Source organism: Bifidobacterium anseris (assembly GCF_002860345.1).
GTDB classification, from domain to species: Bacteria; Actinomycetota; Actinomycetes; order Actinomycetales; family Bifidobacteriaceae; genus Bifidobacterium; species Bifidobacterium anseris.
The window spans coordinates 169,389-195,943 of record NZ_NMYC01000005.1 but is presented as its reverse complement, the minus strand read 5'-3'; the positions used below and the strand labels follow the sequence as shown (position 1 = coordinate 195,943).

At 63.7% G+C, this 26,555-nt stretch carries 22 protein-coding genes, 2 tRNA genes and 1 pseudogene; 14 read left to right on the top strand and 11 right to left on the bottom strand.

Features of this window, described 5'->3' with window-relative positions; all coding sequences use genetic code 11:
- Positions 1 to 108: 108 nt before the first annotated feature.
- Positions 109 to 591, top strand: a complete 483-nt coding sequence (locus CGZ88_RS05965; RefSeq protein WP_101671362.1) for a methylated-DNA--[protein]-cysteine S-methyltransferase — start codon at positions 109 to 111, stop codon at positions 589 to 591.
- 61 nt (positions 592 to 652) lie between these two features.
- On the opposite strand, the gene CGZ88_RS05960 is transcribed toward CGZ88_RS05965, so the two are convergent.
- Positions 653 to 1,390: a DUF4241 domain-containing protein gene (locus CGZ88_RS05960; protein WP_101671361.1), complete on the bottom strand. Its 738-nt coding sequence runs from the start codon at positions 1,388 to 1,390 to the stop codon at positions 653 to 655.
- Positions 1,391 to 1,805: 415 nt separating this feature from the next.
- On the opposite strand from CGZ88_RS05960, the gene CGZ88_RS05955 reads away from it, so the two are divergent.
- Positions 1,806 to 2,066, top strand: a complete 261-nt coding sequence (locus CGZ88_RS05955) for a type II toxin-antitoxin system RelB/DinJ family antitoxin (protein ID WP_034523582.1) — start codon at positions 1,806 to 1,808, stop codon at positions 2,064 to 2,066.
- Positions 2,059 to 2,340 (top strand): type II toxin-antitoxin system YafQ family toxin, encoded by a 282-nt coding sequence (locus CGZ88_RS05950; RefSeq protein WP_101671360.1) that lies wholly within the window; start codon positions 2,059 to 2,061, stop codon positions 2,338 to 2,340. Before CGZ88_RS05955 ends, CGZ88_RS05950 begins: the two co-directional genes overlap by 8 nt.
- Positions 2,341 to 2,351: 11 nt before the next feature.
- Here CGZ88_RS05950 and CGZ88_RS09190 read toward each other — a convergent pair whose 3' ends face one another.
- From CGZ88_RS09190 to htpX, 5 genes are all read right to left on the bottom strand, one after another.
- Positions 2,352 to 2,474 carry a hypothetical protein gene (locus CGZ88_RS09190; RefSeq protein WP_279324754.1) on the bottom strand — a complete coding sequence of 41 codons (123 nt, stop codon included), beginning with the start codon at positions 2,472 to 2,474 and terminating at the stop codon, positions 2,352 to 2,354.
- The gene (locus tag CGZ88_RS05945; protein WP_101671359.1) at positions 2,471 to 3,694 is read right to left on the bottom strand and encodes an MFS transporter; all 1,224 of its coding nucleotides are present in this window, start codon (positions 3,692 to 3,694) and stop codon (positions 2,471 to 2,473) included. The genes CGZ88_RS09190 and CGZ88_RS05945 overlap by 4 nt, the downstream gene beginning before the upstream one ends.
- 132 nt (positions 3,695 to 3,826) lie before the next feature.
- On the bottom strand, positions 3,827 to 4,558 hold the full coding sequence (locus CGZ88_RS05940) for an SOS response-associated peptidase family protein (RefSeq protein WP_243390091.1): 732 nt from the start codon (positions 4,556 to 4,558) through the stop codon (positions 3,827 to 3,829).
- 381 nt (positions 4,559 to 4,939) lie between these two features.
- Positions 4,940 to 5,010: transfer RNA gene (locus CGZ88_RS05935), tRNA-Gly, on the bottom strand.
- Between the two features lie 53 nt (positions 5,011 to 5,063).
- Positions 5,064 to 6,023, bottom strand: a complete 960-nt coding sequence (htpX, locus tag CGZ88_RS05930) for a zinc metalloprotease HtpX (RefSeq protein ID WP_101671358.1) — start codon at positions 6,021 to 6,023, stop codon at positions 5,064 to 5,066.
- 94 nt (positions 6,024 to 6,117) lie between these two features.
- Between htpX and CGZ88_RS05925 the strand changes: the two genes are divergently transcribed.
- Both CGZ88_RS05925 and CGZ88_RS05920 read left to right on the top strand, forming a co-directional pair.
- A complete protein-coding gene (locus tag CGZ88_RS05925) occupies positions 6,118 to 7,566 on the top strand; it encodes an FAD-dependent oxidoreductase (RefSeq protein WP_026644854.1) in 1,449 nt (482 codons plus the stop codon).
- A gap of 160 nt (positions 7,567 to 7,726) precedes the next feature.
- Complete coding sequence (locus tag CGZ88_RS05920) at positions 7,727 to 8,893, top strand: serine hydrolase (RefSeq protein WP_101671357.1); 1,167 nt, start codon at positions 7,727 to 7,729, stop codon at positions 8,891 to 8,893.
- A gap of 111 nt (positions 8,894 to 9,004) precedes the next feature.
- On the opposite strand, the gene CGZ88_RS05915 is transcribed toward CGZ88_RS05920, so the two are convergent.
- Together CGZ88_RS05915 and CGZ88_RS05910 are read right to left on the bottom strand one after the other, a co-directional pair.
- Entirely contained in the window at positions 9,005 to 11,218 is a 2,214-nt protein-coding gene (locus CGZ88_RS05915; RefSeq protein ID WP_101671356.1) for a heavy metal translocating P-type ATPase, read from the bottom strand.
- A gap of 343 nt (positions 11,219 to 11,561) precedes the next feature.
- Positions 11,562 to 13,247, bottom strand: a complete 1,686-nt coding sequence (locus CGZ88_RS05910) for a S1C family serine protease (RefSeq protein WP_423734419.1) — start codon at positions 13,245 to 13,247, stop codon at positions 11,562 to 11,564.
- 330 nt (positions 13,248 to 13,577) lie between these two features.
- Here CGZ88_RS05910 and CGZ88_RS05905 point away from each other — a divergent pair, with 330 nt between their 5' ends.
- The 8 genes and pseudogenes from CGZ88_RS05905 (at position 13,578) to CGZ88_RS05870 (ending at position 21,584) form a co-directional block, all read left to right on the top strand.
- On the top strand, positions 13,578 to 15,107 hold the full coding sequence (locus CGZ88_RS05905; RefSeq protein WP_101671354.1) for a DUF6508 domain-containing protein: 1,530 nt from the start codon (positions 13,578 to 13,580) through the stop codon (positions 15,105 to 15,107).
- Between the two features lie 89 nt (positions 15,108 to 15,196).
- Complete coding sequence (gene tgt / locus CGZ88_RS05900) at positions 15,197 to 16,546, top strand: tRNA guanosine(34) transglycosylase Tgt (RefSeq protein WP_101671353.1); 1,350 nt, start codon at positions 15,197 to 15,199, stop codon at positions 16,544 to 16,546.
- 101 nt (positions 16,547 to 16,647) lie between these two features.
- Positions 16,648 to 17,031, top strand: coding sequence for an Rrf2 family transcriptional regulator (locus CGZ88_RS05895; protein WP_207761157.1), 384 nt, complete (start codon positions 16,648 to 16,650; stop codon positions 17,029 to 17,031).
- Positions 17,032 to 17,090: 59 nt separating this feature from the next.
- Positions 17,091 to 17,176, top strand: a tRNA-Leu gene (locus CGZ88_RS05890).
- Positions 17,177 to 17,268: 92 nt separating this feature from the next.
- Positions 17,269 to 17,355: pseudogene (locus tag CGZ88_RS09145) on the top strand (response regulator transcription factor); the annotation flags it as partial.
- 383 nt (positions 17,356 to 17,738) lie between these two features.
- Entirely contained in the window at positions 17,739 to 18,581 is an 843-nt protein-coding gene (locus CGZ88_RS05880) for a putative RNA methyltransferase (protein WP_101671351.1), read from the top strand.
- 102 nt (positions 18,582 to 18,683) lie between these two features.
- The gene (locus CGZ88_RS05875) at positions 18,684 to 18,866 is read left to right on the top strand and encodes a hypothetical protein (protein WP_026644859.1); all 183 of its coding nucleotides are present in this window, start codon (positions 18,684 to 18,686) and stop codon (positions 18,864 to 18,866) included.
- 15 nt (positions 18,867 to 18,881) lie between these two features.
- A complete protein-coding gene (locus CGZ88_RS05870) occupies positions 18,882 to 21,584 on the top strand; it encodes a CAP domain-containing protein (RefSeq protein WP_101671350.1) in 2,703 nt (900 codons plus the stop codon).
- Positions 21,585 to 21,758: 174 nt separating this feature from the next.
- Here CGZ88_RS05870 and CGZ88_RS05865 read toward each other — a convergent pair whose 3' ends face one another.
- From CGZ88_RS05865 to CGZ88_RS05855, 3 genes are all read right to left on the bottom strand, one after another.
- Positions 21,759 to 22,139: a hypothetical protein gene (locus tag CGZ88_RS05865; RefSeq protein WP_231371403.1), complete on the bottom strand. Its 381-nt coding sequence runs from the start codon at positions 22,137 to 22,139 to the stop codon at positions 21,759 to 21,761.
- Between the two features lie 118 nt (positions 22,140 to 22,257).
- Complete coding sequence (locus CGZ88_RS05860; RefSeq protein WP_243390111.1) at positions 22,258 to 23,124, bottom strand: DMT family transporter; 867 nt, start codon at positions 23,122 to 23,124, stop codon at positions 22,258 to 22,260.
- Between the two features lie 300 nt (positions 23,125 to 23,424).
- Positions 23,425 to 24,498 (bottom strand): alpha/beta fold hydrolase, encoded by a 1,074-nt coding sequence (locus CGZ88_RS05855; RefSeq protein WP_026644865.1) that lies wholly within the window; start codon positions 24,496 to 24,498, stop codon positions 23,425 to 23,427.
- A gap of 227 nt (positions 24,499 to 24,725) precedes the next feature.
- Here CGZ88_RS05855 and CGZ88_RS05850 point away from each other — a divergent pair, with 227 nt between their 5' ends.
- A complete protein-coding gene (locus CGZ88_RS05850) occupies positions 24,726 to 26,546 on the top strand; it encodes an AMP-dependent synthetase/ligase (RefSeq protein ID WP_101671348.1) in 1,821 nt (606 codons plus the stop codon).
- Positions 26,547 to 26,555 lie beyond the last annotated feature (9 nt).

Sequence of the window (26,555 nt, the reverse complement as noted above, 5' to 3'; positions counted from 1 at the left end):
GGTCGTTGATTACGCAGAATCGGTGAGCATTCACGTCGTGCCGACGCACACCAGCCGGCCGCCTCCTATAATCAGGGCAACATACGCATCATCAAGGAGGAGGACGCCATGCAGGGATTCGCGACGTATATGGGCACCTATGGCCCCGTGAGGATCGATTGGCAGGACGACGCGGTCACCGGACTGCACATCGTCACCCGGGACGACCACGAACTCGACGGCGACGGTGCGCGCACCGAACTCACCGACAGGACCTTCGACGAACTCGAACGATACTTCGCCGGCGCACTGCGTGAGTTCACCGTGCCGGTCGCATTCACTTTCGGCACACCGTTCCAGCACGCCGTGTGGCACGCGCTGCAGCAGATCCCGTACGGACAGACGCGCACCTACGCGCAGATCGCACAAGCCGTGGGACGCCCGAAGGCGGTACGCGCGGTGGGATCAGCGAACAACCGCAACCCGATTCCGTTCATCGTGCCGTGCCACCGCGTCATCGGCGCCAACGGCAACCTCGTCGGCTACGCCTACGGTGTGGAGATGAAACGTTCGCTGCTGCTGATGGAGATGCGCGCAATCGAGGCCGAGTGACGACCGCCGCCGCGAGACGGCATCAGGTCATGCCATCTCGCGGCGGCACAGCGCGCGGGCCTTACGCCTCATCCTCTCCGAGCTGCTCTTCCTCTTCGATGAGGATGTACGGCACATAGAGGCCGCAGATGGTTCCATCCTCGGCATAGGCGAAATAGGTCGCATAGTAGCCATCGCCCCAACCGCTCGTCGTCACGATGACGTTGTCGTCGGTGTCAGGAACCGTCCAGTTCACCCAGTCGCCGTATTCGGTCTGGTACTTCGGGTGCGTCTTCGCGTTCTCGGCGAGCGCCTCCTCGAACGGCGTCTCCCACTCCTCCAGATCGCCGGCGTCCACGAGTTGCCGGGTGTACGCAACCGCCTCGTCGCGAGTACGGGCATCGGTCACGCAACCGACGCCGGCGTCGACGCCGAATCCATAGAAATCGCCGGATTCGATCGGCTCATCGATCTTCTCGGTGCCTGTCATGCCGCATTCGTAACGAAGCGGCTTGGCATCACTGATGCGCACATGCACGCAGGCGTAGCGATCACCATGCTCCTCACTGGGGATGATGCACGTCTGCACCGGATAGACGCCGGGCGGCACGGTCTGGATATACGGCTTCGCATCCTCCAATTCCGTCATCGGATCGCAGGCGACGATCTGCCCCGTGGGCAGATGCAGATCCCCCAGCGGCAGCACATCCACCGTCACCTCACCGATGGCGGATTCGGTGAAATACCGCGCGAAATCGACGGTAGCATCCAGTTGACGACGAATGGTCTCATATCGGTCCAACCAAGATTGATCCGGCATCGCACATCACTTCCTTGTGTTCGTCATGTCGATTGCATGGGCCATCAAGGCGCATGCGCCCGGACCCGTACCGGCATCGTAACAGATGAAACGCGGCCGCCGCCGCACATCGTCCATACGAGGAACGTCCTATCCGATCGCAGCCAACGCCGCTGCACTCCGACACCACAGTCTGCGCATCATCGACCACCTGTCTCGATGTTCCTCATCCGTGCGGCATATGGTAGTCCGCCCATAGGGAGTCGCTACCGGTAGCGCATACCTATGGGCATGGCGCCCAACGAACGCGAGATGTGCACGCTCGCCGGTAAACTGTAACCAACACCCGCTATCGCATAGACAACGTATTAACGATAGTTATACAATAGCAGTGCTTGCTACCACATAACGAATCAACAACGCAAGGGGATTGACGATGAGCGATACGACAACCGTGAGTTTCCGCACCGACCGGAAGGTCAAGGAGGAAGCCAAAGCACTGTACGAATCAATGGGCATGGATCTTTCCACGGCGATTAATGTGTTCCTCCGCCAGTCCATCCGCGACAACGGCATGCCATTCAAAATCACCCGAGAACCCGCGGAGAGCATCGCAGCGCGCCGACAGGCGGACGCGCACGAAGGAAGGTCTTTCACCAGTTCCGAAGATCTGATGAAAGATTTGATGCATGCTTAGCACTGTATTTCGCACTACACAGTTCAAAAGGGATTTCAAATCTCTTTTGAAGAAGCACTATGACCCAAAGAAACTGCAGGGCGCCGTTGAGGCGCTCATGGCCCAGGACAAGCCGTTGCTGAGCACCAAGTACCGTGATCACCCCCTGGCCGGCAACTGGCGGGGATACCGCGAACTACACATCGAAGGTGATTGGCTGCTCATCTATCGCATCGAGCGCCATGAACTCCAGTTGGTGCTGACCCGCACGGGATCACGCGACGACCTGTTCTGAGGCGTCGGGCGTCAGACCGGCGCCACGGTCTCGGCGATCAACGAGGCGCCGTTGGGAGTCATGACGGTCTTGCCGCAGCTGTTCGGCTTGTCACGGACAATCGCGGCCGTGGTGTCCGAGTCGGGGGCGTTCACCTATCCAACACGAGACCGCCCCCGAGCCTGCAGCACATGCGGCTGTAGCATACGAGCAGCACGACGGCGAGCGCGGCGAAAGGGACGCCGCTTAACGCCGGATAGTGGTAGTTCATATGCGACGCGTCGAGCACGGCACCTCCGACCATCGAGCCGACGGCATTGCCGAAGTTGAATGCGATCTGCACGGCGGCGCCGCCAATCAGGCCGCCGCATTCGGCCATGATGAGCTGCTGCGGCGCCGAAACGAAGAACAGGCCGAAGGAAATCACAAAGGTGAGCACGGCCGTGCTCACATGCGAGCCAGGAATCAGGAAAACGGCAAGCAGACCCATACAGGCGACAAACTGACCAAGCGCCGACGTGGCACCCGGATTCCAATGGTCGCAGATGCGACCGCCGATCAAGCCGCCGACGACCATGCCGAAACCGGCGAGCATCATCAACGCGGAGACCATCGCGTTCGGCCAGCCGCCCACGCGCTGCAGCCACGGGCTCACGTAGCTCCACCAGCAGAAGATGCCCACATTGCCGACGAAGACGGCGACGAGCACCATCCAAGGTCCGGGTTTGCGCAGGAATGCGAACTGCCCGGCCAGACCCGCATCGGCTGCAGGCGCGATGAACGGCACCCATACGCGCACGAGGACGCCGGTGACGACGGCGCAGACGGCGAGCGCCGCGAACGCGAGATGCCAGGACAGATGTTCGGCGAGCAATGTTCCCGCCGGCACGCCGAGCATATTCGCCACCGTCTGTCCGGTGACCATCGAGGCCACAGCCTGCGCCTCCTTCCCGCGCCGCGCAAGCAGCTTCGCGATAAGCGTCGCGGTGCCGAAGAAGGCGCCATGCGGGAAGCCGGCGATGAAGCGCGCGACGATCATCATCGGCGCGTTGACGGCGACCGCGCTCAACGCGTTGCCGGCGAATGCGATGACCATGAACAGGATGATGAGCGAGCGCGGCGGGATCCTGCGTCCGAAGATCAGCAGCAACGTGCCGACGCACACGCCGATCGCGTATGCCGAGATGAAGTTGCCGGCGAAGGGGATGCTCACCCGCAGCGCCTGCGCGACCTGCGGCAGGATGCCCATCATGACGAACTCGGCCGCGCCGAACACGAACGCGCCGGCGGCGAGTGCGAACAGACCGAGACCGTGGCCCTGTCCTTCGCCGTCCGTCGCCGGTCCGTTCGATGAATTGACTATTGTGTTCGCCATCTGCCCACCTCGCCTGTGCACCATGTCTGCGCCGTTATCGACCGTGAATGTTTCACATGAAACGCCTAACAGCATAACGGACTCCCTGACCGTGCGCTGCTCACCCGGCGAACACCGGCGTCGGAGCGTCCGCTACCCCACTTTATGAGCGGCGAGCGGCACAGCGGAACGGTCGGCGAGACGCATGTACCGTGGCCCGAGCCACGTCGTCAGCTCGGTCGGATGCAAAATGAGCGGCATCCGCGGATGCACCGGCGCCATCACCGCGTTCGCGCGCGTCGTGATCATCGAATATTCGTCGCCACGTCGTATGCCGCCGATGAACATGATCGGCATATCGGGAATCGCAAACACATACTGCTGTTTGATGACGCGTCCGGTGCGCTCGCTGACGCGCGTCTCCGTGCCGCTTGATTCGTAGAAACGACGGCAGGCGATGATGCAGCGGTCGTGTTCCATCGATGTCCGCCAGATCGGCTTGTCCGCGCTTTCGATGCGCGTGTTGAAGATCGGCTGCGGATTCCACTGCGTGCTGTATCCCCATGCCAGATCCGCGCGTTCGAGCGTGCCGGGAGTCAGTTCGTCGACGCCGACCGCCGTGTCGAAGGTCGGCACAATCACCGGCGACACCGTCTTCGGATACACGTCGATCCATCGGCGTCCCCGCTCCTCGCGCGGGCTCCCCGACGACTGCCGCTCCGACTGCGGATAGTCGAGCTCGCGCTGTTCGTACTGCGGCGCCGTGGCTTCCGCGGGACTCGACTCGGGTCTCTCCGGTCGCTCCCCGCTCAACTGCCCGACCAGCCGATCGACTTCCTCATCCGACAATCCCAGATAATGCGCGCACATGCCTTCACCGTACATCCTAACGACCCTGCCGGAGCCGTCGTCCCCTGACAGCGTCACCGCACAAGTCATATTGCCACCGCGAACGTTTCCGCCGCATAGCTCACCCCTGACGATCGCCTGCGCCGCCCTTTGCGAACGCCATGCGCGCCATCCGCACCCGTAACAATCGCAACGGGTACCGTCTGCGAACGTAACGGGCGGCGTTTGCATCCGAAGCGTTCGCAACAGACATCGTCTGCAAACGCAATCGGTGCACAGCTCCCCTTCGACGTTCACAAACGAGGCGGTCGGCGCCGGCTCATTGTTGGCTCACATCCGCCCGCCAGTAGAGCGCAGAATAGAGTGGATTTGTATCCCGTCGACCTCAGAAACGACTATTTTCCAACGATTTCAGAGAGCGGATGACGGGAGTCGAACCCGCCTTTAAAGCTTGGGAAGCTTTCGTTCTACCGATGAACTACATCCGCATGCAGCCGTCGTACACAGCCGCATCAGCTACCTTACCACAGTCGCCGGCCACTCACGCCCGACCGTTGCGCGCGACCTGCGCGAGGCGGTCGCCGTCGGCGATGCCCGGAGCACCCATGTCGACCGCCATCTGCTGCAGGCGGGCGATGCGATCCTCGGTCGGCGGATGCGTCGAAAACAGCCGCGAGAAACCCTTCGCCGAGAACGGCGACTCGATCATCATCGCTGCCGTCGACTGGTCGGTCGCCGTCGCCGGCATCGGGTTCTGCGCGATGCCGTATTGGATTTTGTACAGCGCGCTCGCGAGCGCATTCGGATCTCCGGTCAGCACGCTGCCGTCCTCGTCGGCGTCGTATTCGCGTGTGCGTGAAATCGCCATCTGGATCAGCGACGCCGCGATCGGCGCGAGGATCATGCTGAGCAGTGCGCCGAACGCGCCGAGCGCGCCGGCGCCGTTGTCGGAGTCGCGGTCGTTGCGCGTGGAATTGCCGAAGTACATCAGCGAGTAGCCGAGGTAGGTGATGACGGTGGCCATTGCGCCGGCGATTGCCGACGTGCGGATGTCGCGATTGTAGACGTGCATGAGCTCGTGGCCGAGCACGCCGCGCATCTCCCGATAGTCGAGGATGCGCATGATGCCTTGCGTGCAGCAGACGGCCGCGTGCCGTTCGTTGCGTCCGGTCGCGAACGCGTTCGGCGTCTCCGTTGGCGCGATGTAGATGCGAGGCATCGGCTTGCCCGCGCGCTGCGACAGTTCGCGTACGATCGCGTACAGCTGCGGCGCCTCCTGTTCACTGACCGGCTGCGCGTGCATCGACGCGATCGCGAGCTTGTCGGAGAACCAGTAGGAGACGAAGGACATGCCCAGGCCGATCGCGACGTAGTAGACGAGCGTGTCCACATATGCGCCCGTCGCCCACCAGATGATCATGATGATCGCCCACATGATGGCGAACAGTATCGCCGTCTTCAAACCGTTGTAATGGTTGTGCATCCGCAGTTTCCCGTTCATAGGCAACAGTGTAGCGACGAGGGCGCGCGCTTCCCCCACACGTCCCATATGCGCCTCTTCCCCCGTTCATGCTTATCGGCTACGCTAGTATGCCGTGACTAATGATTCTGAACTTCGTATTGCCGTCATCGGCGCCGGCCCGGCCGGTGTGTATTCCTCCGATATCTTCCTGCGTCAGCTTGCCAAGCTCGGCGATGAGCTGGGCCTCGGCACGAACGCGCGCATCGACCTGTTCGAGAAGCTGCCGGTGCCGTTCGGCCTCGTGCGCTATGGCGTCGCCCCCGACCATCCGTCGATTAAGTTCATCGCGTCCGCGCTTGAGAAGACGCTCGACAATCCGAACATCCATCTGTACTGCGATGTGGAGTTCGGCAAGGATGTGACGATCGACGATCTGCTTGAGCGTTACGACGCCGTGCTCTTCGCGACCGGCGCGATCAAGGACAAGCCGCTGAATCTGCCGGGCGCCGACTATGACGGCGTCTATGGCGCGGCGAAGTTCGTCGAATGGTATGACGGCTATCCGACCGGCGTGCGCGAATGGCCGCTGCAGGCCGAGGAGGTCGCCGTCATCGGCGGCGGCAACGTGGCGATGGACGTCGCGCGCGAGCTGATGCGCAACGCCGACGATCTGCGCGCGCGCACCGACATTCCCGACAACGTGTACGAGGGCATTCTGCGCAATCAGGCGAAGACGCTGCACCTGTTCATCCGCCGTGGCGTCGCGCAGGCGAAGTTCTCCGTTCAGGAGCTGCGTGAGATGGAGAAGCTGCCTGGCGTCCAGCTGATCATCGACGAGGACGATTTCGAACTCGACGATGACACGATCGAGGAGGCCGGCAAGGACAAGCTGACCCGTCAGATGGTCGAGGAGCTGTTCGCGATCCGTGAGATGGCCGAGGACATGGAGGACGACGGCGACGTCGATTTTGAAGGCAATCCGGCCGACCGTAAGTACTACATCCACTTCAACTCCGCGCCGACCGAGATTCTCGGCGAGGACGGCAAGGTGTGCGGCATCCGCGTCGAGCGCACCGAGACGTCGGCGGATGGCACGATGACGCGCACCGGCGAGTTCACCGATTATCCGGTGCAGGCCGTCTACCATGCGATCGGCTACAAGCCGGAGTCGGTGCCAGGCATCGCCTATGACGAGAAAGGCGCGCATCTGGCGAACGCGAACGGAGACGGCCGCATCACCGTCGACGCCGTCGATGGCGAAGTGCGCGAGCGCCTGTACGCGACCGGATGGGCGAAGCGCGGTCCGGTCGGCCTGATCGGTTCGACGAAGTCGGATGCACTGATGATCGTCACGGCGATGCTCGAAGATCTCGCGAAGAACAAGGAGAACGCGCGTCTGGCGCCGGACCGCGATCCCGAATCGATCGACCGTCTGCTCGCCGAACGCGGCGTCAACCCGATCGATTTCGCCGGCTGGAAGCGCGTCGACGCGTTCGAACGTGCCGAGGGCGCGAGGGAAGGCCGCGAACACAAGAAGGTCATCGATCCCGACGAGTTCCGTCGTCTCGCCCACGGCGAGTGACAACGGATGTAACGCGAATACAACGCGCGCACAGATGAAGGCGGACGGCGACGAACCGTCCGCCTTCGTCGTCTCGACGTCGTGCCGCCGATGCCGAAGGGTCACCCTATAGTTTTCCTTGGAACAAGCGTGGGCATACGTGAGAAACGGGTGCGCTGGGATGCAGAAGAAGACGAAACGCGGCACGATTCCCAAATGGCGTGACGTGCCGCTGACCGACGCCCAGCTTGACGTCACCATCGCCGCTCATCGCAAATCGATCGCCAAATGGAAGGGCATCGCAATCGCGTCGACGATCGTCGCTGTATCCGGCATGCTCGGCGCCGGCGCCGTCGGCATCTTCGGCGACGGGCTCGCGAACGCCGCCCATCCCACGGCCTCGGCCACGCAGACGATGCCGACGCCGTCTGCCGCCTCCGAGGAGACGCCCGCCGTCGGCATCGAAAAAACGATCGTCACGCCGAATCTCAGCAGCGTCGTCGCCACCGCGTTCGCGAATCTGCGCGCGACCGACGGTGCGGCCGCCGTATCAGCTGCCGGCGTCACGCTCAGCGACGCCGAATCCGCGCAGCTGCAGCACGCCGTCAGCGCCTATCATGAACAGGGTTTCGAAGTCTCCTTCGCCGTCGTCGACATGCGCACAGGCGCCGTCATCACGTCCTTCGCGAACGTGCCGCGCTATTCGGCGTCGGCGATCAAAGCCCCGTACATCCTGTCGCTCGCGCAGACGGGCGTGCTCGACCTCGACGCCGTCTCGACGAGTGTCGACCCGGACGCCGCCTATCTCAACCATCTGATCACGGCGACGCTCACCGTCTCCGACAACGACGCCTACGAATCGTTGTATCAACGCTACGGCGCGCAGCCGTTCACGACGTGGACGACCGGTTACACCTTCGACGCGCCGCTCAACGGCTATTACGATTCCCTGACGGCGAGCGATCTGGCAAGGGTGTGGGTGCTCGCCTACCAGTATCTGTTCTCGGATACGCCGCCGACGAAGGCAGACGGCACGCCGGCGGCGTCGAAGAACGCGCGCGCATGGCTCGCGCAGCAGATGTGCGGCTCGCTCAATTCGTCGATTCAGATGGCGCATGCCGAGCAGGAGGAAGTGTATACGAAGGCCGGCTGGATCTACGGCGAAGGCAATCTGTACGCGCTCAACGACGCCGGCATCGTGCTACCGGCCGGCGCGCACGATCTGCAGACGCATCCGCAGGGTTATGTGCTCACGATTCTGTCGAACGCGTGCGGCCGCAACGATCTGCTGAGTGAATTAGCGACCGCCGTCGACGACGTCATCGCCGATCTGCACGGCGAATCGTAAACAGATATACAAAGTCGATGCAGATACATCGTCGATATATACAAAAGGAGCCGTCTCGGTGAACGATGACGTCCACCGAGACGGCTCCGCGCATGTGCGGCGTCGCCTCTGCTACTTGCGGTCGAACAGCGCCGTCAGCGCCCACACGATCGAGACGACGTCGATCGCCTCCTGCAGGAACGCGCCGGCGACGACGGGGATCAGGTTGAACGCGGCGCACACCATGCCGACGATCGCGAGCGCGATGCCGACGAGCACCGCCTGCAGCATGCGCTGCTTCGTCTGCCGCGCGATGCGCACGCCCTTCGGCACGGCGCCGATATCGTCGTTCATGATGACGACTTCAGCCGATTCGGAGGCGGCCGTTGACGTGCCGTCGGTCATCGCCATGCCGATGTCGGCGACGGCGAGCACCGGCGAATCGTTGACGCCGTCGCCGACCATCATCGTCACGTCGCGGTGGATCGGCTCGCCGAGCAGTTTCGCGGTCGCGCGCTCCCACCACGTTTCGGCGCCGCTCTTCTCCTGTTCCGAGGCTTCGCGCACCGCATTGACCTTGTCCTGCGGCAGCAATTCGTAGCGCACGTCGGTGATGCCGACTTCATTCGCGATGATCATCGCCGACGACTTCTTGTCGCCGGTGAGCATCGTCTCCTCCTTGACGCCGAGTTTGCGCAGTTCCTGGATCGACTGTTTCGCGTTGTAGCGGGGGATGTCGCGCAGCACGATGCGGGCCGCGAGATGGCCGTCGATGGCGATGTAGGTGGCCATTTCGTCCGGCTCGAGCGTGTCGGGCCACAGCTTGGCAGCTTCACGGTCGGCCGCTTCCATCGCCTTCTCGTTGCGTTCCTCTTCGGCGGCGTTGTGCACTTCCTGGCTGACGATGTCCTGTTCGGTCACGAAGGCGTAACGGCCGACTTCGACCTTGTGGCCGTCGACGGTGCCGCGCACCCCTTTGCCGGGGATTTCGGAGACGTTGCCGACGACCGGATAGTTGTCGCTCGGGTTCGGCAATGCGCGGTGCGAGGCGTCAACGTTGCTATCAGCGGCCGTCTTGCCGCTCGAGCTCGGCAGTCGTCCGAGTCGTTCCATCGCGGCGCGGCCCGCTTCGACGATGCCTTTGGCGAGTACGTGCACGGAGAAGCCTTCGACGACGCCCGCCATCATCAGGATCTCGTCTTCGGACACGTCGGCCGGCACACCCTTCGCCTTTTCGACACGCACGACCTGCGGCTGCTTGACGGTGAGCGTTCCGGTCTTGTCGAAGAAAACGTGCGTGACGCGACCGAGGTTTTCGAGCACGTCCTGCGATTTGACGAGGATCTTCTGCTTGGCCAGGCGTGCGGTGCCGGCGACGTAGGCGACCGGCGCGGCGATGAGCAGCGGGCATGGCGTCGCGAGCACGAGCACCTGCGCAAAACGCAATCCGGTGCCGGAGACGATCCATGCGACGATCGCGATCGCGAAGGAGATGATGGTGAACGGCACGGCGAGCATATCCGCCGTGCGCACGACGGCGGCGCGCGACTCCTCGGCGGCGGAGACGAGCTTGAGGATCTGCTGATACTGGGAGTCGGCGGCGAGCGACGTCGTGCGAATCATCATCGTCATCGAACCGTTGATGGAGCCGGAGAGCACCTTCGCGCCGGCGAAGATCGTGCGCGGCACCGGCTCGCCGTTGATGTTGCTCAGGTCGACGGAGGCGGTGCCGCTGAGCAGCAAGCCATCGACCGGCACGATCTCGCCGGGCAGCACGAGCAGCACCGAGTTGAGCTTGACATCATTGACGGGCACCGTCTCGAAGTGGCCGTTACCGGCGTTGAGCGGCTTGCCTTCGCGCTGCGCGGCCTCGACGGCCTGCTGCACCTTGCGGAAGCCTTCGTCGGTCATGTCCGCCTCGGCACCATCGGTTCCCGGCAGCGTGACGACGTGCGCCTGCTGCGGCGCAGCCTTGATCAGGGCTGTGAGATTGCCCTTCGCCTTGTTCTCGGCATACGATTCGATCGCCTCGCCCGAGGCGACCATGAGCACGACGGCCCACGACGCCCAGTACTGCTGCACGCAGACGGTGGAGATGAGCGCGACGATTGCAAGCAGGTCGACGCCCACATGGCCGTGCCTGATGCTGTCGATCATCTCGCGGATGCTCGTGTAGATCGTCCAGACGACGAACAGGATGATGATCCATTCACCGACGCCGGGGTCGAACGCGGAATGGATGTGGCCCCAGGGACGCCACTGCGGGATGAGCGCAAGCGGAATCGCCGCGAGGATCGTGAGTGGAAGCAGCGGGACTTCCTTACAAAGATCGATGATTTTCCTCATCGCATCTCCTTACGGTCGGTATCGTCTTCCCTTCCCCACGCATGGCGGAATGCGGCGCGCGCATCGACGCCACCGGCGGGTTCGGGAATGTCAGCTTCACGCCTTGTTAGCCCATCGAACACGGCGCCCGGCTTGGCGCGCTTACGACACACGGCGTAAAAAGATTGCTAGATTCATCTTCAATTATTGGCTCGCGGACACAAATGCGCCGCGATGCGAACTCGTTCACTGTAACAAAAAACGTCGGACAGCGCGAATCACGCTGTCCGACGTGTGCAAGGCATGCCGGCCGCTCACCGTTGACTGAACCGCTTCAGTCGGCTCAGCGCGCGGCCGAAAGGATTTACCACAGCCCGAAGGGGTCGAAAACGCCTCCGTTGCCGCGGTCGTTGCGCTGCTCCTGCTGCTCCTGCTGCTGGCGGCGCTGCTGTTCCTCCTGCTGCTGGTTGCTCTCGCTCTTCGACGAACCGTTGACGTCCGCCTCGGCCTTGTCGAGCGTGACGTTGACGTCCATGACCTTGCCGTCGCGCACGACGGTCAGCTTGGCCGTTGACCCCATCGCCGCCGCACGCACGAAGCCGAGCAGCGAGTAGTTGTTCGTCACGGCGAGGCCGTCGTAGGCGACGATGACGTCACCCTTGACGATGCCGGCCTTCTCGGCGGGGCCGCCGGCGACGAGCGACTGCACTTCGGTGCCGGCGCGCGTCACGCCGTCCGCCGTCACCGTCGTGTTCTTGATCGTCACGCCGAGCGCGACGTGCTCGACCTTGCCGTTCTTGATGATTTCGTTCGCGACGCGTTTGACGAGGTTCGACGGGATCGCGAAGCCGATGCCGATCGAGCCTACGTTCTCCTCGCTGCTCGCCGTCGACGCAATCGACGAGTTGATGCCGATGACCTGGCCGGCCGCGTTGAAGGTCGGGCCGCCCGAGTTGCCCGGGTTGACGGCCGCATCGATTTGGATCGCGTTCGTCACGATCGTCTGGTTGTCCTCATCCATCACCGAAACCGGTCGGTTGAGCGCGGAGACGATGCCGGTCGTCGCCGTGTCGTCGTAGCCGAGCGGGTTGCCGATCGCCATGATCGGCTCGCCGACGGCGACCTTCGAGGAATCGGCGAACTCGACCGTCGTCAGGTCAGACGGCGGGTTCTTGAGCTGGATGACGGCCAGATCGGTCGTCGAATCGGTGCCGACGATGTCGGCCTCGTACAGGTCGCCGTTGCTCAGCGTCACGACGATGTTTTTCGCGCCGGAGACGACGTGGTTGTTCGTGACGATGTGGCCCTGCTTGTCGATGATCGCGCCAGAGCCCTTCGCCGTACCGTCTTCTACGGTCGTCGAGATCGAGACGACGGCGTTCGAGACCTTCGACGAAACGGCCGTCCAGTTCGGCGACTCGCCGCCTTCGACGACGGCGCTGCCTTCGGAGCTGCCCTGGTTCGACGAGGAGACCGACGACATCGACGACGACGTCGGCACCTTCACCCAGCCGTAGGTGAGCGCCGTCCAGCCGACGCCAAGGCACAGGATCGCGGTGACGACGGCCGCGACAACGCCGATGAGCACGCCGTGCGACTTCGTCTCCTCACGGTCGATGTCAGCGTAGGGATTGTGCGGATCGTTGCCGCCGAAAGGCGAGCTCGGCGGCGTCGGGGTGCCTGGATTGCCCGGATTGCCGTTGTTCGCGGCGTTGTTGCTGCCGTTGTTCGCAGCGCCGAAGGGGACGTACGGCGAACGGCCCATCTGCGGCTGCTGCTGCTGCGCACCGGGCGCATTCTGGTCCTGATACGGCAGCGCGAACGGTGACGTCGGCTGCCTCTGCGGATGATTGGGCTGCTGCGGCTGGTTCGGCGTCGCCGGCGCATACGCGCCGTACATCGGCGCCGGACGGTATCCCTGCGCCACCGGTTGCTGCGACTGCGTCGGCGTCTGGTCGGCAGCCGGCTGCTGCGCGTTCGCGTTCGCGGTGTTCGCATTGGCGGTCTCGTTCGCGTCCGATTCGTCGGACGGCGTCTGCTGTGCGGACATGGTCTGCGGTTCCTGCGGCTGGGGCTGCGCCGGATGGGAGTCGTCGGTCTCCCACGGGTAACGGTTCTCGTCACTCATCTGTTCTCTCCGTTCGTCACTCGATGCACTGTCTGTCTGTGTTCGTCACCGGTCATCGTAGTGCGTCGGCGCGGCGCGCGCGGCACTGTTCGTCACCGGTAGAGGAATCTCTATCCACATAGTTAAAACACGACTACTTAACGTTTCCTGAATGTTTGTTGAGAGTCGAAACCATGTTTGATGGCAAGTTCCTTGGGAGGGAAAACGGCGGCGGGACACCCCTTCCACGGCGCGCATTGATAGGATGCTGCCATGGAGCGCAACGACGACCTCAACTGCCCGTATTACCTACGACACGACCGCATGCCGAACATCGGTTCCGGCCGTGTCCGCCCGCATATGCCAATCCTGCGATATGACGACCTCTATTACAGCTTCACCGATCTCGTGATCGGCCCCGTGCTGCCGACCGTACAACTCACGCTCCCCTCGTTCGCGAAAGACCGCTCCGGCACACCCTACGTCTGCGAGCGCAGGCTCACCGGTTTCTATCCGCAGAACGACGGGCCTGACGACGTCGTCTCCATCGAACCCGTACCGATCTGCTACCGGACCGTGATGGACACGACACTCATGCCGTACGAACAGTGGGTGCGGGAGTACCGCGACCTTCCCGGCACGCCGTTCTACTCCTCCACCTATGACGACGACGACTACTGCAAACGAGCGTCCCGTTACGACCCTGACGGCGTCGAGGCATGGGGACACGCGATGTTCTATCTCGAGGAAGCGATGCGCGTGCACGCGGATAGGTTCGGCACGACCGAATCGCTCAGCGACTGGGAACGCAAACAGCATCATGACTGCCTGAAGCTCGCCGAAATCCTGTTCCGTCATGCGGCCGGCCGCGGCAACGCGCGCGCATGGCTTGCGCTCGGCCGCATCTACCATGACGATCCCAATCACGGCGACTATTTCGACAGCTGCTACACGGCGCACATCAAAGGGCGGCCGCCAATCGTCGAGCAGCCGCCGATTCCCGAGCGTGCACGCATCTGCTTTGAACGCGCGGCCGCGCTCGGCGACGCGGAGGCGCTCGCGTTCCTCGGCGATCTGCGATTGGAAGGGCAGACGTGCAAACGCGACGTGCGGCGCGCGTTCGCGTTGTATGAGGAGGCGTATGCGCGCGGCGGCGAGGACGGGCAGGTCCGCTATGCGAAGGCGGCTGCTGCGCTGCGGCTCGCGCGCTGCTACAAGCACGGCATCGGCTGCGCAATCGACAGAGCGAAGGCGCGCGCGTTGTTCCGTTGTGCGAAGGACGGCCTCGCCGATATCGCGACAAAACATCCGTGGTGGTATCGGGACGCCCATCGCGAAGCTGAGAAGGAGGCGTCTACGCTGACGAATCCGACGAAGCGGCCGGCAGAACGCACCGTGGACGACGCCGGCGCAATCGACAATGTCTCGTATGCCGCGATCACGCAGTATCTGCCGACGCTTGAGCGGACGGATGATTTCGGCACGTTCGTCGACATGTTCTGGTTCTCCTACAACGATGACGTCGACCGTTTCATGGATGCCGTGGCGCAATTCGCCGACGAGCATCCCGAGCTGGGCGCGGCCGACTATCTGGGTTTTCTGGAAGCGAGCTTCCTCAGTGCACCGCTTGATTGTGTGGATCCGGCGGATTGCGACGCGCGCACCGTGTTCCTGATGATCTTCTATGGGGTGCGGCAGGAGCGTTTCTGCGCAGGCCTCCTCGATAGTCTGCTGCGAGCGGGAACCGTCCAGCGTTGGTTGAGCCGCCTCACCCAGCTCGACGATGAGCGGATGAGTGCGTAAGGAGTGCGGATAGCGGCATCGCCCAGAACGAAACAGCGGCAAGCGTACATCGGCCCGGACGGACAACCGCAGGCCCTAGAATTGCGCACATGACCAGCACGAGCATTCCAGCAGACAGTACGATTACGAGCGCGCCGGCACCGCAGCTTGTCGAACATCCGCGCGGCGCCGAACCGGGCGAACCCGGCGATCGCAGCGCCTTCCATTTCGAACAGATCACACGGCTGCCCGACGCCGCGGACGGCAAAGGCAAAGGGGGCGCACGCTACGGGCGCACCGGCATCCTGCACACGCCGCACGGCGACATCAGGACGCCCGCCTTCGTGCCGGTCGCCACACAGGGCGCGATGAAGGCCGTGCTGCCCGAATCGATGGTCGAACTCGGCGCGCAGTGCCTGCTGTCGAACGCGTTCCATCTGTACGAACGCCCCGGCGAGGACGTGCTCGACGAAGCGGGCGGCTTGGCGAAGTTCATGAACTGGAACGGCCCCACCTTCACCGATTCGGGCGGTTTCCAGGTGCTTTCGCTCGGCGCGGGCTTCAAGAAGACGCTCGCGATGGACGTGAAAGGCATGAAATCGGACGACGTGATTGCAGCCGGCAAGGAACGCATGGCCTTCGTCGACGAGGACGGCGTCACCTTCAAATCGCCGCTCAACGGTTCGTTGCATCGTTTCTCGGCGGAGATATCGATGAACATCCAGCACAAGATCGGCGCGGACATCATGTTCGCGTTCGACGAGCTGACAACGCTGATGAACACGCGCCGCTATCAGGAGAACTCGGTCGAACGCACCTACCGCTGGGCGCAGCGATGCGTCGCCGAGCACGAACGGCTGACGGCGCAGCGCGTCGGCAAGCCGTATCAGGCGCTCTACGGCGTCGTGCAGGGCGCGAACTACGAGGATCTGCGCAGGCATGCGGCGCAGCAGATCGCCTCGCTCGACTTCGACGGCGTCGGCATCGGCGGCGCGATGGAGAAGCGCATCATCGGCGACATCTGCGCGTGGATCTGCGATGAGATGCCGCAAAGCCGCCCGCGTCACGTGCTCGGCATCGCCGCGGTGGACGACATCTTCGCCTGCGTCGAAAACGGCGGCGACACCTTCGATTGCGTCGCGCCGGCGCGCTGCGGCAGAAACGGCGCGATCTTCACACGCGACGGCCGCTACAACATCAAACGCGCGCAGTACAAGCATGATTTCGGTCCACTCGAGGAAGGCTGCGGCTGCTACACGTGCACGCATTATTCGCGCGCCTACGTCGACCATCTGCTGCGTTCGCACGAAATGAATGGGTTCACGCTCGCGACGATCCACAACGAGTACTTCTTCGTGCATCTGCTCGACGATATCCGTGCGTCGATCGACGGCGGCTACTTCGACGAGTTCCGCGACGAGACACTCGCTCGCTTCTACGCGAACGGTTCGCGCGGATAGCAGCGCGCGGCGGCGCATATGGACGCATGGAGGAGAACCAGGCAGCGCCGCCCACTTGTTCGTTACTTGCTCACGAGGGAGATGCGCTCGCGGATGTGCGGGTGGTCGGTGACGATTTCGTCGACGATGCCGATCGCGTAATCGGCATAGCTGATCTCGCTCTTGCCGTCGGCGTTCAGCATGAGGTCATCGGCAAGCTCAAGGACGCCGGCCTCGTCACCGTGGACGCCGGCGTCGGCGGCGCGCACATCGCACGGCCGTTGATGTCAATCACGTTACTGGACGTCTACCAGGCGATCGAGGGCCCCGACCGCCAGCTGTTCGGATTCCACGACAATCCCAATCCGCAGTGCCCGGTCGGCCGCAACATCCACACGCTGCTCGACGGCGAGCTCGATGCCGCACAGCACGCGCTCGAAACGCAACTGGGGCAGACGACGCTCGCCCGGCTCAACGGCCGTTTTGACACGTTGACCGAGGGCTAATCAACGCAACACGCCGAGTTGCACGCATGTTCCACATGGTGTAGATTAGCTATTTGTCTGCGAGCGTGGCGGAATGGTAGACGCGCTGTCTTCAGGTGGCAGTGAGCTCATGCTCGTGCGGGTTCAAGTCCCGCCGCTCGCACCAGCAAGAAATGGCTGATTCCCAACGGAATCAGCCATTTCGTTTTGCCCGGAAGCGGCCTTGTGACAACAATCCGAGAGCAGTTTGAGAATCCGACGGCGAAGGCACATCTGTCGACGGCAAGCGACCGACTGTGCATGGGCCGCATCCAGATGGCGCGCCTCGTCGAACGCGCCAACCTGCAATACCCCGAGGTGTCCCCGCCCGCACAACTCGGTTTTTCGCACCAAATCACGAGTGATGCGGCGCCTTGATCGGACGGGAGCCGCAGGACGCTCCACAATTCGCACAATTACGCACAACGACACCACCCATCCACGCATAGGCCACCAAAAACGACCAGAATCCCCCACATGCAGGGGCGCTACATCCATGCATCCCAGTGATCGGCCGCATATATCGACAGTTGGCCCGAACAATCCAGTTATGCACCCACCACCCGGATATGCGCGACGGCGCCGCCGGCGAGTGCAAACACCACCGCCATATGCATCACATCTACCACGGATGCCGCCAATATGCGCCCCTGCCACTGCATGCACGCCCTTCCCGCTAGGATGGCGGCATGAATCCTGCGAAAATCGCGCGCTTCCGTGACAGCGAACGCTACTTCACTTGCCCGATCTGCCATGAGACGCTGCACTTGGATGGCGCGAGCCTGCGCTGCCCGAATCGTCACACCTTCGATATCGCGAAACAGGGCTACGTCAATCTCGCGCCCGCCGCGAAACAGTCGCCGTTCTACAACAAGGCGTCGTTCGAGAACCGTGCGCGCATCCTCGAGGCCGGCTATTACGACGACATCCGCGACGCCGTGCTCGACGCCGTCGGCAGATATCTGAATCCGCGCGCCGCGATCCTGGATGTCGGTTGCGGCGAAGGCTTCTACGCGCGCGCCGTGCAGCGCGCGAATCCGGCCGCCGATGTGCTCGCCTTCGACATCTCAAAGGACTCGATTCAGCAGGCGGCGCGCGAGGACGCGACGATGGCCGTCCGATGGTTCGTCGGCAACCTCGCCGACCTTCCGGTGCGCGACGACGCAATCGACTGCATCCTCGACGTCTTCTCCCCGGTAAACGCCGCGGAATTCCACCGCGTCATGAAGGATGACGCCATCGTCATCAAAGTGATCCCCGGCGTGCATCACGATGAACAATTGCGCGAACTCGCACGCGAGCAGCTGCGCAACGCCGATTATTCAAACGAACACGTAATCGAACAGTTCCGTGAACACTTCAACGTCCTCGATATGCGCACCGTCTCGCGTACCTTTGCGATGGCAGCCGACGACGTGCACACCTTCGCGCATATGACGCCGCTGCTGTTCAACGTCGATATCGACGCGCTCGATCTCGCCCAAATCAGCGAACTGACGATAGAAGCGCGCATAATAGTCGCACGAAAGTAATTTTTCCAATTCGTGCGTGTGTTATTTTTCTCCTGTCTATGATGGATTATGCTGCCCGAGAAGAACAGCAACAGTCACTACAGACCACTGAAGGGGGTCATTATGACACAGGGAAAGCATGCGCAGGCGCGGCGCGAACAGCAGAACAAATCATTCCCGACGATGAAGACGGTGAACGGAGCGGTCGCCACGATGGCCGCGATCGCGACGCTCGGCGCGCCGATGGTCGCCATCGCCGACGAGCCGGCGGAGCCGCAGCAGCCGGACACGCAGACGCAGCAGTAGACGGCGACGAACGCCGTGCAGCAGGCGCAGGCGGCCGTCGACGACGCCAAGGACGGCGTGGCGCAGGCGCAGGAAGCGCAGAAGAACGCCGAAGGCACGGTCACTGACGCGAACGGCGAAGTCGATCAGGCGAACGCGGCCGTGCAGGACGCGCAGCAGGCCGTCGACGACGCCATCGCCAACGATCCGAACACGGCGGCGGCGCAGGAGGCGCTCAACAAGGCCAACACGAAGCTTGACGAAGCCTCCGAACATCTGCAGAACGCCGTCGACACGCAGACGCAGAAGGCGCAGGCTCTCAAGCAGGCACAGGATGCGCAGACTGCGGCCAAGGCCGAGGAATCGAAGGCGCAGGACGCCGTGGACGAGCAGCAGATGAAGGTGGACGGCCTGCAGCAGCAAGTGGACGCCACCAACATGGACGCGTTCAAGCAGGCGCAGCAGGCGAGCTTGCAGGCCGATCAGGCCAACGCGGCGCTCAACGACGCGACCCACACCTATCAGAACGCCAGCGACGGCCTGCTGAACGCACGCAATGACGCGGACGCCGCCAAGCAGGCGCTCGACAAGGCGAACGCGGCGCTCGCCGCCGCCGAACGCGACAAGACGACGACGGCGGAGGCGCTCGCGGCCGCGGCAACCGCGAAGAGCGACGCCGAGCAGAAGGTCGCCGACGCCGAACAACGGGTGAAGGACACGCAGGCGGCGGCCGACAAGGCCGCAACGAGCGCGACCGAGCTCGAGCAGAAGGGCGCGCTGGGCTGGTTCGAGCATCGCAATGCGGAACTCGCGCAGCAGGTTCTGACGGATTCGGCGTTGAGCACCAAGAATCCGAGCGAACCAGACGAGATCGCACCGCCCGATGGAGGATCGTGGCTGCAGTACACGCACATCGGGGATGCCAAGGACGCCACGAGTCTCGACAACATGCTCCGCGCAGTGGCGCTCATCCAGGAACTCAACCAGCTGCGCGCCAGCGAGGGCCTTGCACCGCTGAAGATCTCAGACGCCGCCATGGCTGCCGCGATGGTGCAGGCGAACGTGGCGACTGCGCAGTTCGAGCACAATCAGGTGCTGACGACCAACCTCTGGCTGGCCGAGAATCTGGCAATGGGACTCCCCGATCCCTTCACCGGTTGGTGGACGCAGGAGAAGGCCGTCTATAAGGAGGCCGTTGCCAGCGGTAAGTATCCGGATCTCGAATCGATGACCCCGTATCAGGTCAGCATAACGTACCCTGATCTCTACCCCACTATCGGTCACTACCTCAACTGCTCCGACCCTCAGGCGACTTCCACCGGCCTAGGCATGAGCCAGTACAGGCGCAACACCTCCGCCATGGAGAACAGCAGCTACGACATCAGCTATGACGGCGTCGACGACACGACACCCACCGACGCGGATGTCTACCAGCAGGAGTTGCAGGAATACGTCGATTCGATCCGCAACGCGCAGCAGAAGCTCAAGGACGCGCAGGATGCGCTCGCGAGCGCACAGGAAGCCGTGGAGGCCGCGAACAAGGCGAGCGATGCGGCGGACAAGGCCAGCGCGCAGGCAGCCGCCAATCTCAAGGCGGCGCAGAGTGCGCAGTCGGACGCCGAACAGGCCTACGACGACGCGACCGCCAAGCATGCGAATGCGCAGCAGGCCAAGGAGGACGCGCAACGGACGGCGAACGAGCAGGCGGCCAAGTACGCGCAGGCCTCCGAGACGCTGAACACGGCGCAAGCCACCTATGATGCCGCCGAGGCCGCCTACACCGCCGCGCAGCAGAAGGCCGACGCCGCCAAGCAGACGCTCGATCAGGCGAACCGCAACGCCGACGCCGCCAAGCAGGCCAAGGACGACGCGGCTGCCAAGTACGCCGCGATGCAGAACGCCAAGGCGAATCTGGACAAGGCTCAAACAGCCTACGATGTGGCAAAGCAGGCAAGCGATGCGGCGCAGGCCGACGCCACCGCCAAGGCCGCCGAGGCGGCGTCGGCGCAGCAGGCGGCTGACGCGGCGGCCGCGCAACTCACACACGCCAAGCAGACGGTCGCCGATCTGCAGGCGGCCAAGGACGAACTCGCCAAGCGTAATCAGGCGCTCAACGCAGCCAAGGACACGGTCGCCAAGGCCGGCGAAGCGGTCGCCGACGCCCAGAAGAACACCGACGTGGCGCAGGCCGCGGTGGACGACGCCAAGAAGGCCAAGGACGCTGCCGACGCGGACGTCAAAGCCGCCGAGGCCGCGCTCGACGCCGCAAAGAAGAACGTCGGCAATACGCCGGCCGTTCAGGAGGCGCAGGCCAAGCTCGACGCCGCCAAGCAGGCGGCCGCCGACGCCCAGGCCAAGCTCGACGCCGCGAAAGCCGCGCTCGCCGACGCCCAGCAGGCGCTCAAGGATCGTCAGGAGGACCTGCGCCTCGCCGAGATCGCGCTCGAAACGGCGATCAAGGCCGAGCAGCAGCCGACGAAGCCAACTAATCCGACAACCCCGTCGAAGCCCGGCACGACGCCGGCCACGTCGACCAGGCCGACCACTTCCGCCAAGCCGACCTCCACCGGCACGACGACCGGCGTTTCCAAGACGCCGCAGTCGGTGCAGGTCGCGAACGCCGCAAGCGACAAGCTCGCCACGACCGGCGGCAATATCGGTGCCGTGCTCGTCACCGCGTTCACGCTCGCGTTCGTCGGCGGCGTCGCCACGCTGAGCGCGCGCCGTCGCGAAGAGTGAGCGCAGAAGTGATCGCGTAGCCGACAGCGCAGCATAGTCGACAATCGCAATTAACAAACCAAGAGGCGGCCGGAACCCCGATGGATTCCGGCCGCCTCTCGTATATCGTCGTCTGCGGCTATCGCGTGTTACCGCGCGTTATCGCCAGCCGCCGTCACACGACTGATTAGTCATTTAGTCATGCGGACGCGTGTTGAGGCGATGGTAGTAGAAGATCGCCGCACAGCAGCACACGAGCGACGCGACATTCGTCACGAGCTCGATCCACCACAGCACCTGCGTCCACCCGTTGCTGAGCGTCCAGAAGACGCCGGGCAGCGTCACGAGCCAGCTGATGATGATGAACACGAATACCCACAGGCCCCACTGCTGGCCGCGCTGCTGATCGTAGAGATGCTCGGGGGTCAGCTCGAAGTTCGGCTTGTTGTTGTACACGGCGAACACGCCGAACACGAGCAATGCGATCAGTACGACCACATTGAGCACGCCCATGACCACATTCTGCGCCGTAGAAAGCATGATCGATCCTTTCTCGTTCCTGCCGCTGTACGTCATCCGTACATCGTCCGTACGTCTCTTGAACGATTCCGATTGTAGGGCGGCGCACACGGCGCCGAACGCCGATTATGCAGCGGGCACAGCTGCCGCACACCAACAGTTATCTCGCCGCGCGCTACCTCACGAGGAACGACATCACGATGATGAGCGCGAAGCCGACCAGATCGGTTCCGGTGAACACGGCGCCGGTCCACATGACGGCCGTGATCGTCGCCATGACCGGCTCGATCGTGCCGAGCATCGTCGCACGCATCGAGCCGATGCGCACGACGCCCGCCATGTACAGCCAGAACGCAACGAAGGTGCCGACGACGATTGTGAACGCGAGCAGTCCCCACCCGCGCGCGTCGAGCTGCGGCACGTCCTTCCACGGCTGCACGAAGGGCGTGAGCAGCAGTCCGGACAGCAGGAACGTGATGCCGTTGACGACGAAGTTGCCGTACTTCGCGATGAGCATGACCGGGATGATCGCGAGGCACGCGCACGAGAACGCGTCCGCGAGTCCCCACAGCAGTCCCGGCAGCGGCAGCGCGAGCGAACTGACCTTGCCGCCGGTCGCGAGCAGCCACACGCCAGCGAAGGCGAGCGTCACGCCGACGATCTCCTTGACCGTCGGCTTGCGTTTGCCGCGCACGCACACGTAGACGAGCACCATCAGCAGATTCACCGTCTGCAGCACCGTCGCCGTGCCCGCGTTCGTCCAATGGATCGAGAACAGATACGCGACCTGCACGAGCGTGACGCAGGTGAGCGCCGTGAGCAGATACATCGGGTATTCGCGCACGCTTTTCACGGCGGCGACGAGCGCGTGCCGCGAGCCGACCGCCGCGCATGCGAGGAAGATGAGTCCGGCGACGATCTCCCTGACGCAGGCGAGCCACAGCGGCGCGATGTGGTATCCCTCCATCAGGATCTTCGACACCGACCCGTTGATGCCCCACAGCGCGCCGCCGAGCAATGTGCACAGCACGCCGATCATCATCCGCCGTGGCGTCTGTTCGAGCGATTGCGTGGCGACAGTCTCGTCGGCGAGCGTCTGCGCCGCATCCGCGCGTTCTTCATGCGCCGACCGGCTCAGCAGCTCCTGCACGTGCTCCTGCGCGTCGTGTCCATCGTGGGATGTGCGCCCGTGGGATGCGCGACCCGTGGCCACGCCGTCGTCTCGATCGTCTTGTGCGTTCCGCGTCACTGTACGCCCCGCTTTTGTGTCCATGCGCGGGCCGTGCCGCCGGCGCGCGCGTCGCTTTTTCCGAGGCGATTCTAACGCATCCGACGGCCGTCGCTACGGCAGCACCGTCACCGTCTCCTCCGACTGCAGCCAACGGAAGATCCGCTGCAGATACGGCGCGACGACGGCGTTCGGCATCGAGAAGATCTCATGGACCGAATCGTCGATGCGCACTTTGCTGATACGGCCGCCGTCGCGGCCCACGCGCTGCACGAAGACGTCCTGTGCCGGATTGCTGACCCAGTGATCGCGTCCCGATTGGAACAGCAGCACCGGTATGTCGATGCGTTCGCACATGCGCGGATCGAGGATGGCGCACGAGATGCGCACGGCTTGGCGCACCCATTCGTTCGCGGCCGCACTCGTCTGGTAATGCGTGTTCGCGATGCGCAGTTTCTTGTACCATTCGAGCCGTTCGGCGCATGCGCCCTGCTCGTCGCGCCAATCGATCACCGGAGTGAACCCGTGCTGTCCGGGCGCCATCGACTTCGCGCGCCCGAGGTCGCAGGCCGCGCCGGTGACGGCGGCCGCCAGCCAGTTCGGCACGCCGGTTTTCGCCTTGATCATCGGCGAGGAGAGCACGGCCCGATCCACGATGTTCGGGTAGCGTTCGAGCATCGCCGCGGCGATGCCGGCGCCCATTGAATGCGAGAACAACGTGAGCCGTCCGCCGTGCGTGTAGGCGCGGCCGATCTCCTTCGTGAAGCGTGCGAGATCGGCGATGTAGCGCCGCCAATCGTCGATGTAGACGATCTGGTCGTCGGCCACGTCACGCGCCGAATAGCCGTGTCCGCGATGTTCGAGCACACACACCGAGAATCCGGCGAGCAGGAAATACCAGACGAGCTCGCCGTATTTGGCCGCGAATTCAGAGAAGCCGTGCGAGAACACGACGGCACCGTGGTTCTCGCGTGACGCGCCGGGGATGTCGAGCTGCTGGAATTCGCGCACGTCGTAGCACACATAGTGCAGTCGGCCGAGTTGGCGCAACTTCGGCAGCGGACGGCCCACCCAATCCTCATGCGCCGGTTCCATATATCCTTCATGCGCGCATGTGCTCGTGGCGGGAAGCACCGTCTTCGCCATCGACTGCTGCACATGCCGTTCGTCGACCATCGCAATTTCCATATCGACCATCCTAAGCGCCGAGTGCGCGCACCGCGTCGCGCTCACGCCGTCGACGTAGCCGGGGGCAGCCGCGCTGCGCCGCGTCCATCGATTGTGCGTTCCCTACAAAGCGCGGCCGGCGTGTGTTGTCGATTCATACGAGGCGCGCGTTCCCTACGGTACCGTAGGATAGCCGAGGCGGCCATGCGACAAGCCGCCCGATGAAGGCTGATACGAAGGATTTTCCCATGCTCACCGAGTACACGACGCCGGGCCATGCGCTCACCGTCCGCGACAACGAAACGATCTACACGTTGCTGACCGATCGACTCGAGCGTTCCGGCGCCGATTCCCCGCTCACCGAGAACAAGGAGCCCAACGGTTCGTGGAGTACGCTCACCGCCGGCCAGTTCAACGACGAGGTCCGCGCGATCGCGAAGGGCCTCATCCAGTTCGGCATCGCAAAGGGCAACGCCGTCACGATCTTCTCTGCGACGCGCGTCGAATGGGGTCTGCTCGACTTCGCGCTCGCTGCCGTCGGCGCCGTGACCGTGCCGATCTACGACACTGATTCGGCGATCCAGGCCGAGCGCATCCTCAACGATTCCGATGTGAAGCTCGCGATCGCCGACAATCAGGAGCGTTTCGACCGTCTCGACTCCGTCTTCGACCATTGCCCGCAGCTCGAACGCATCCTGATGCTCGACGCAGACGCGATCGCCGCGCTCAAAGGCCTCGGCGTCATGATCTCCGACGAGGAACTCGACGAGCGCATCGCGAGCGTCGGCGCCGACGATCTGGCGACGATCGTCTACACCTCGGGTTCCACCGGCGCGCCGAAGGGCGCCGAACTGACGCACCGCAACTTCGTGAGCATCACGCGCGCAGCTGCCGAATGCGTCCCGGAGATGCTCGAAGGCAATGCGCGACTGCTACTGTTCCTGCCGCTCGCCCACTGCTTCGCCCGATTCATCCAGTACTTCGTGTTCACCTCCGACGCCGGCGTCATCGGCTATCTGCCGAGCACGAAGACATTGCCTCACGACATGCAGGTGTTCGAACCGACCTTCGTGCTGTCGGTGCCGCGCGTGTTCGAGAAGGTCTACAACGCGGCTTCGCGCAAGGCCGGCACCGGCTTCAAGGGCCGCGTCTTCGCAAAGGCCGCCGAGTTCGCGCGCGAATGGAGCGAGATGGAGCAGCAGGGCGTCAGCCCGGACGCGAAGCAGCGCGCCGAGCATGCGCTCTATGAGAAGCTTGTCTACAGCTCGATTCGCGGCGCCTTCGGCCCGCGCATCAAGTACCTCGCATGCGGCGGCGCGCCGCTCGACCGCCGTCTGGCGACGTTCTTCAACGGCATCGGCCTGACGATGATCCAAGGCTACGGCCTGACCGAGACGGCGGCGCCCTTCGCGTTCACGCGCGTCCACGACAACGTCATCGGCACCGTCGGCCAGCCGGTGCCCGGCTCGTCGGTGCGCATCTCGGCGACCGGCGAGCTCGAGGTCAAGGGCCAGAACGTCTTCCGTGGATACCACAACCTTCCTGAGAAGACGGCCGAGACCTTCGCTGCCGACGGCTGGCTGAAGACCGGCGATCTGGCGACACTCGACGACGAAGGCCACATCACGCTGACCGGCCGCGCAAAGGACATCATCATCACGGCCGGCGGCAAAAACGTCGCGCCGATCCCGATGGAGCAGGAGATCGCCACGTGCCCGATCGTCGAGCACGCCGTCGTCGTCGGCGACAACCGCCCGTTCGTCGGCGCCGTCGTCACGCTCGACCAGGAGGGTCTCGCGCATTGGCTGCCAACACAGAAGCTGCCGGCGGATCTGACGATCGAGCAGGCCGCCGGACTGCCGGAGGTCGCCACCGAGATCCAGCGCTACGTCGACCGCGCGAACGCCGAGGTCTCGCGCGCTGAATCGGTGCGCAAGTTCATCGTGCTGCCGGTCACGTTCACGCAGGAGAACAAGTGCCTGACGCCGTCGATGAAGGTTGTGCGTCCGAAGGTCAACGAGGTCTTCGCCGACACGATCGCCACCGGCATCTACGGCGCCAAGCGTTGAAGAAGGCCG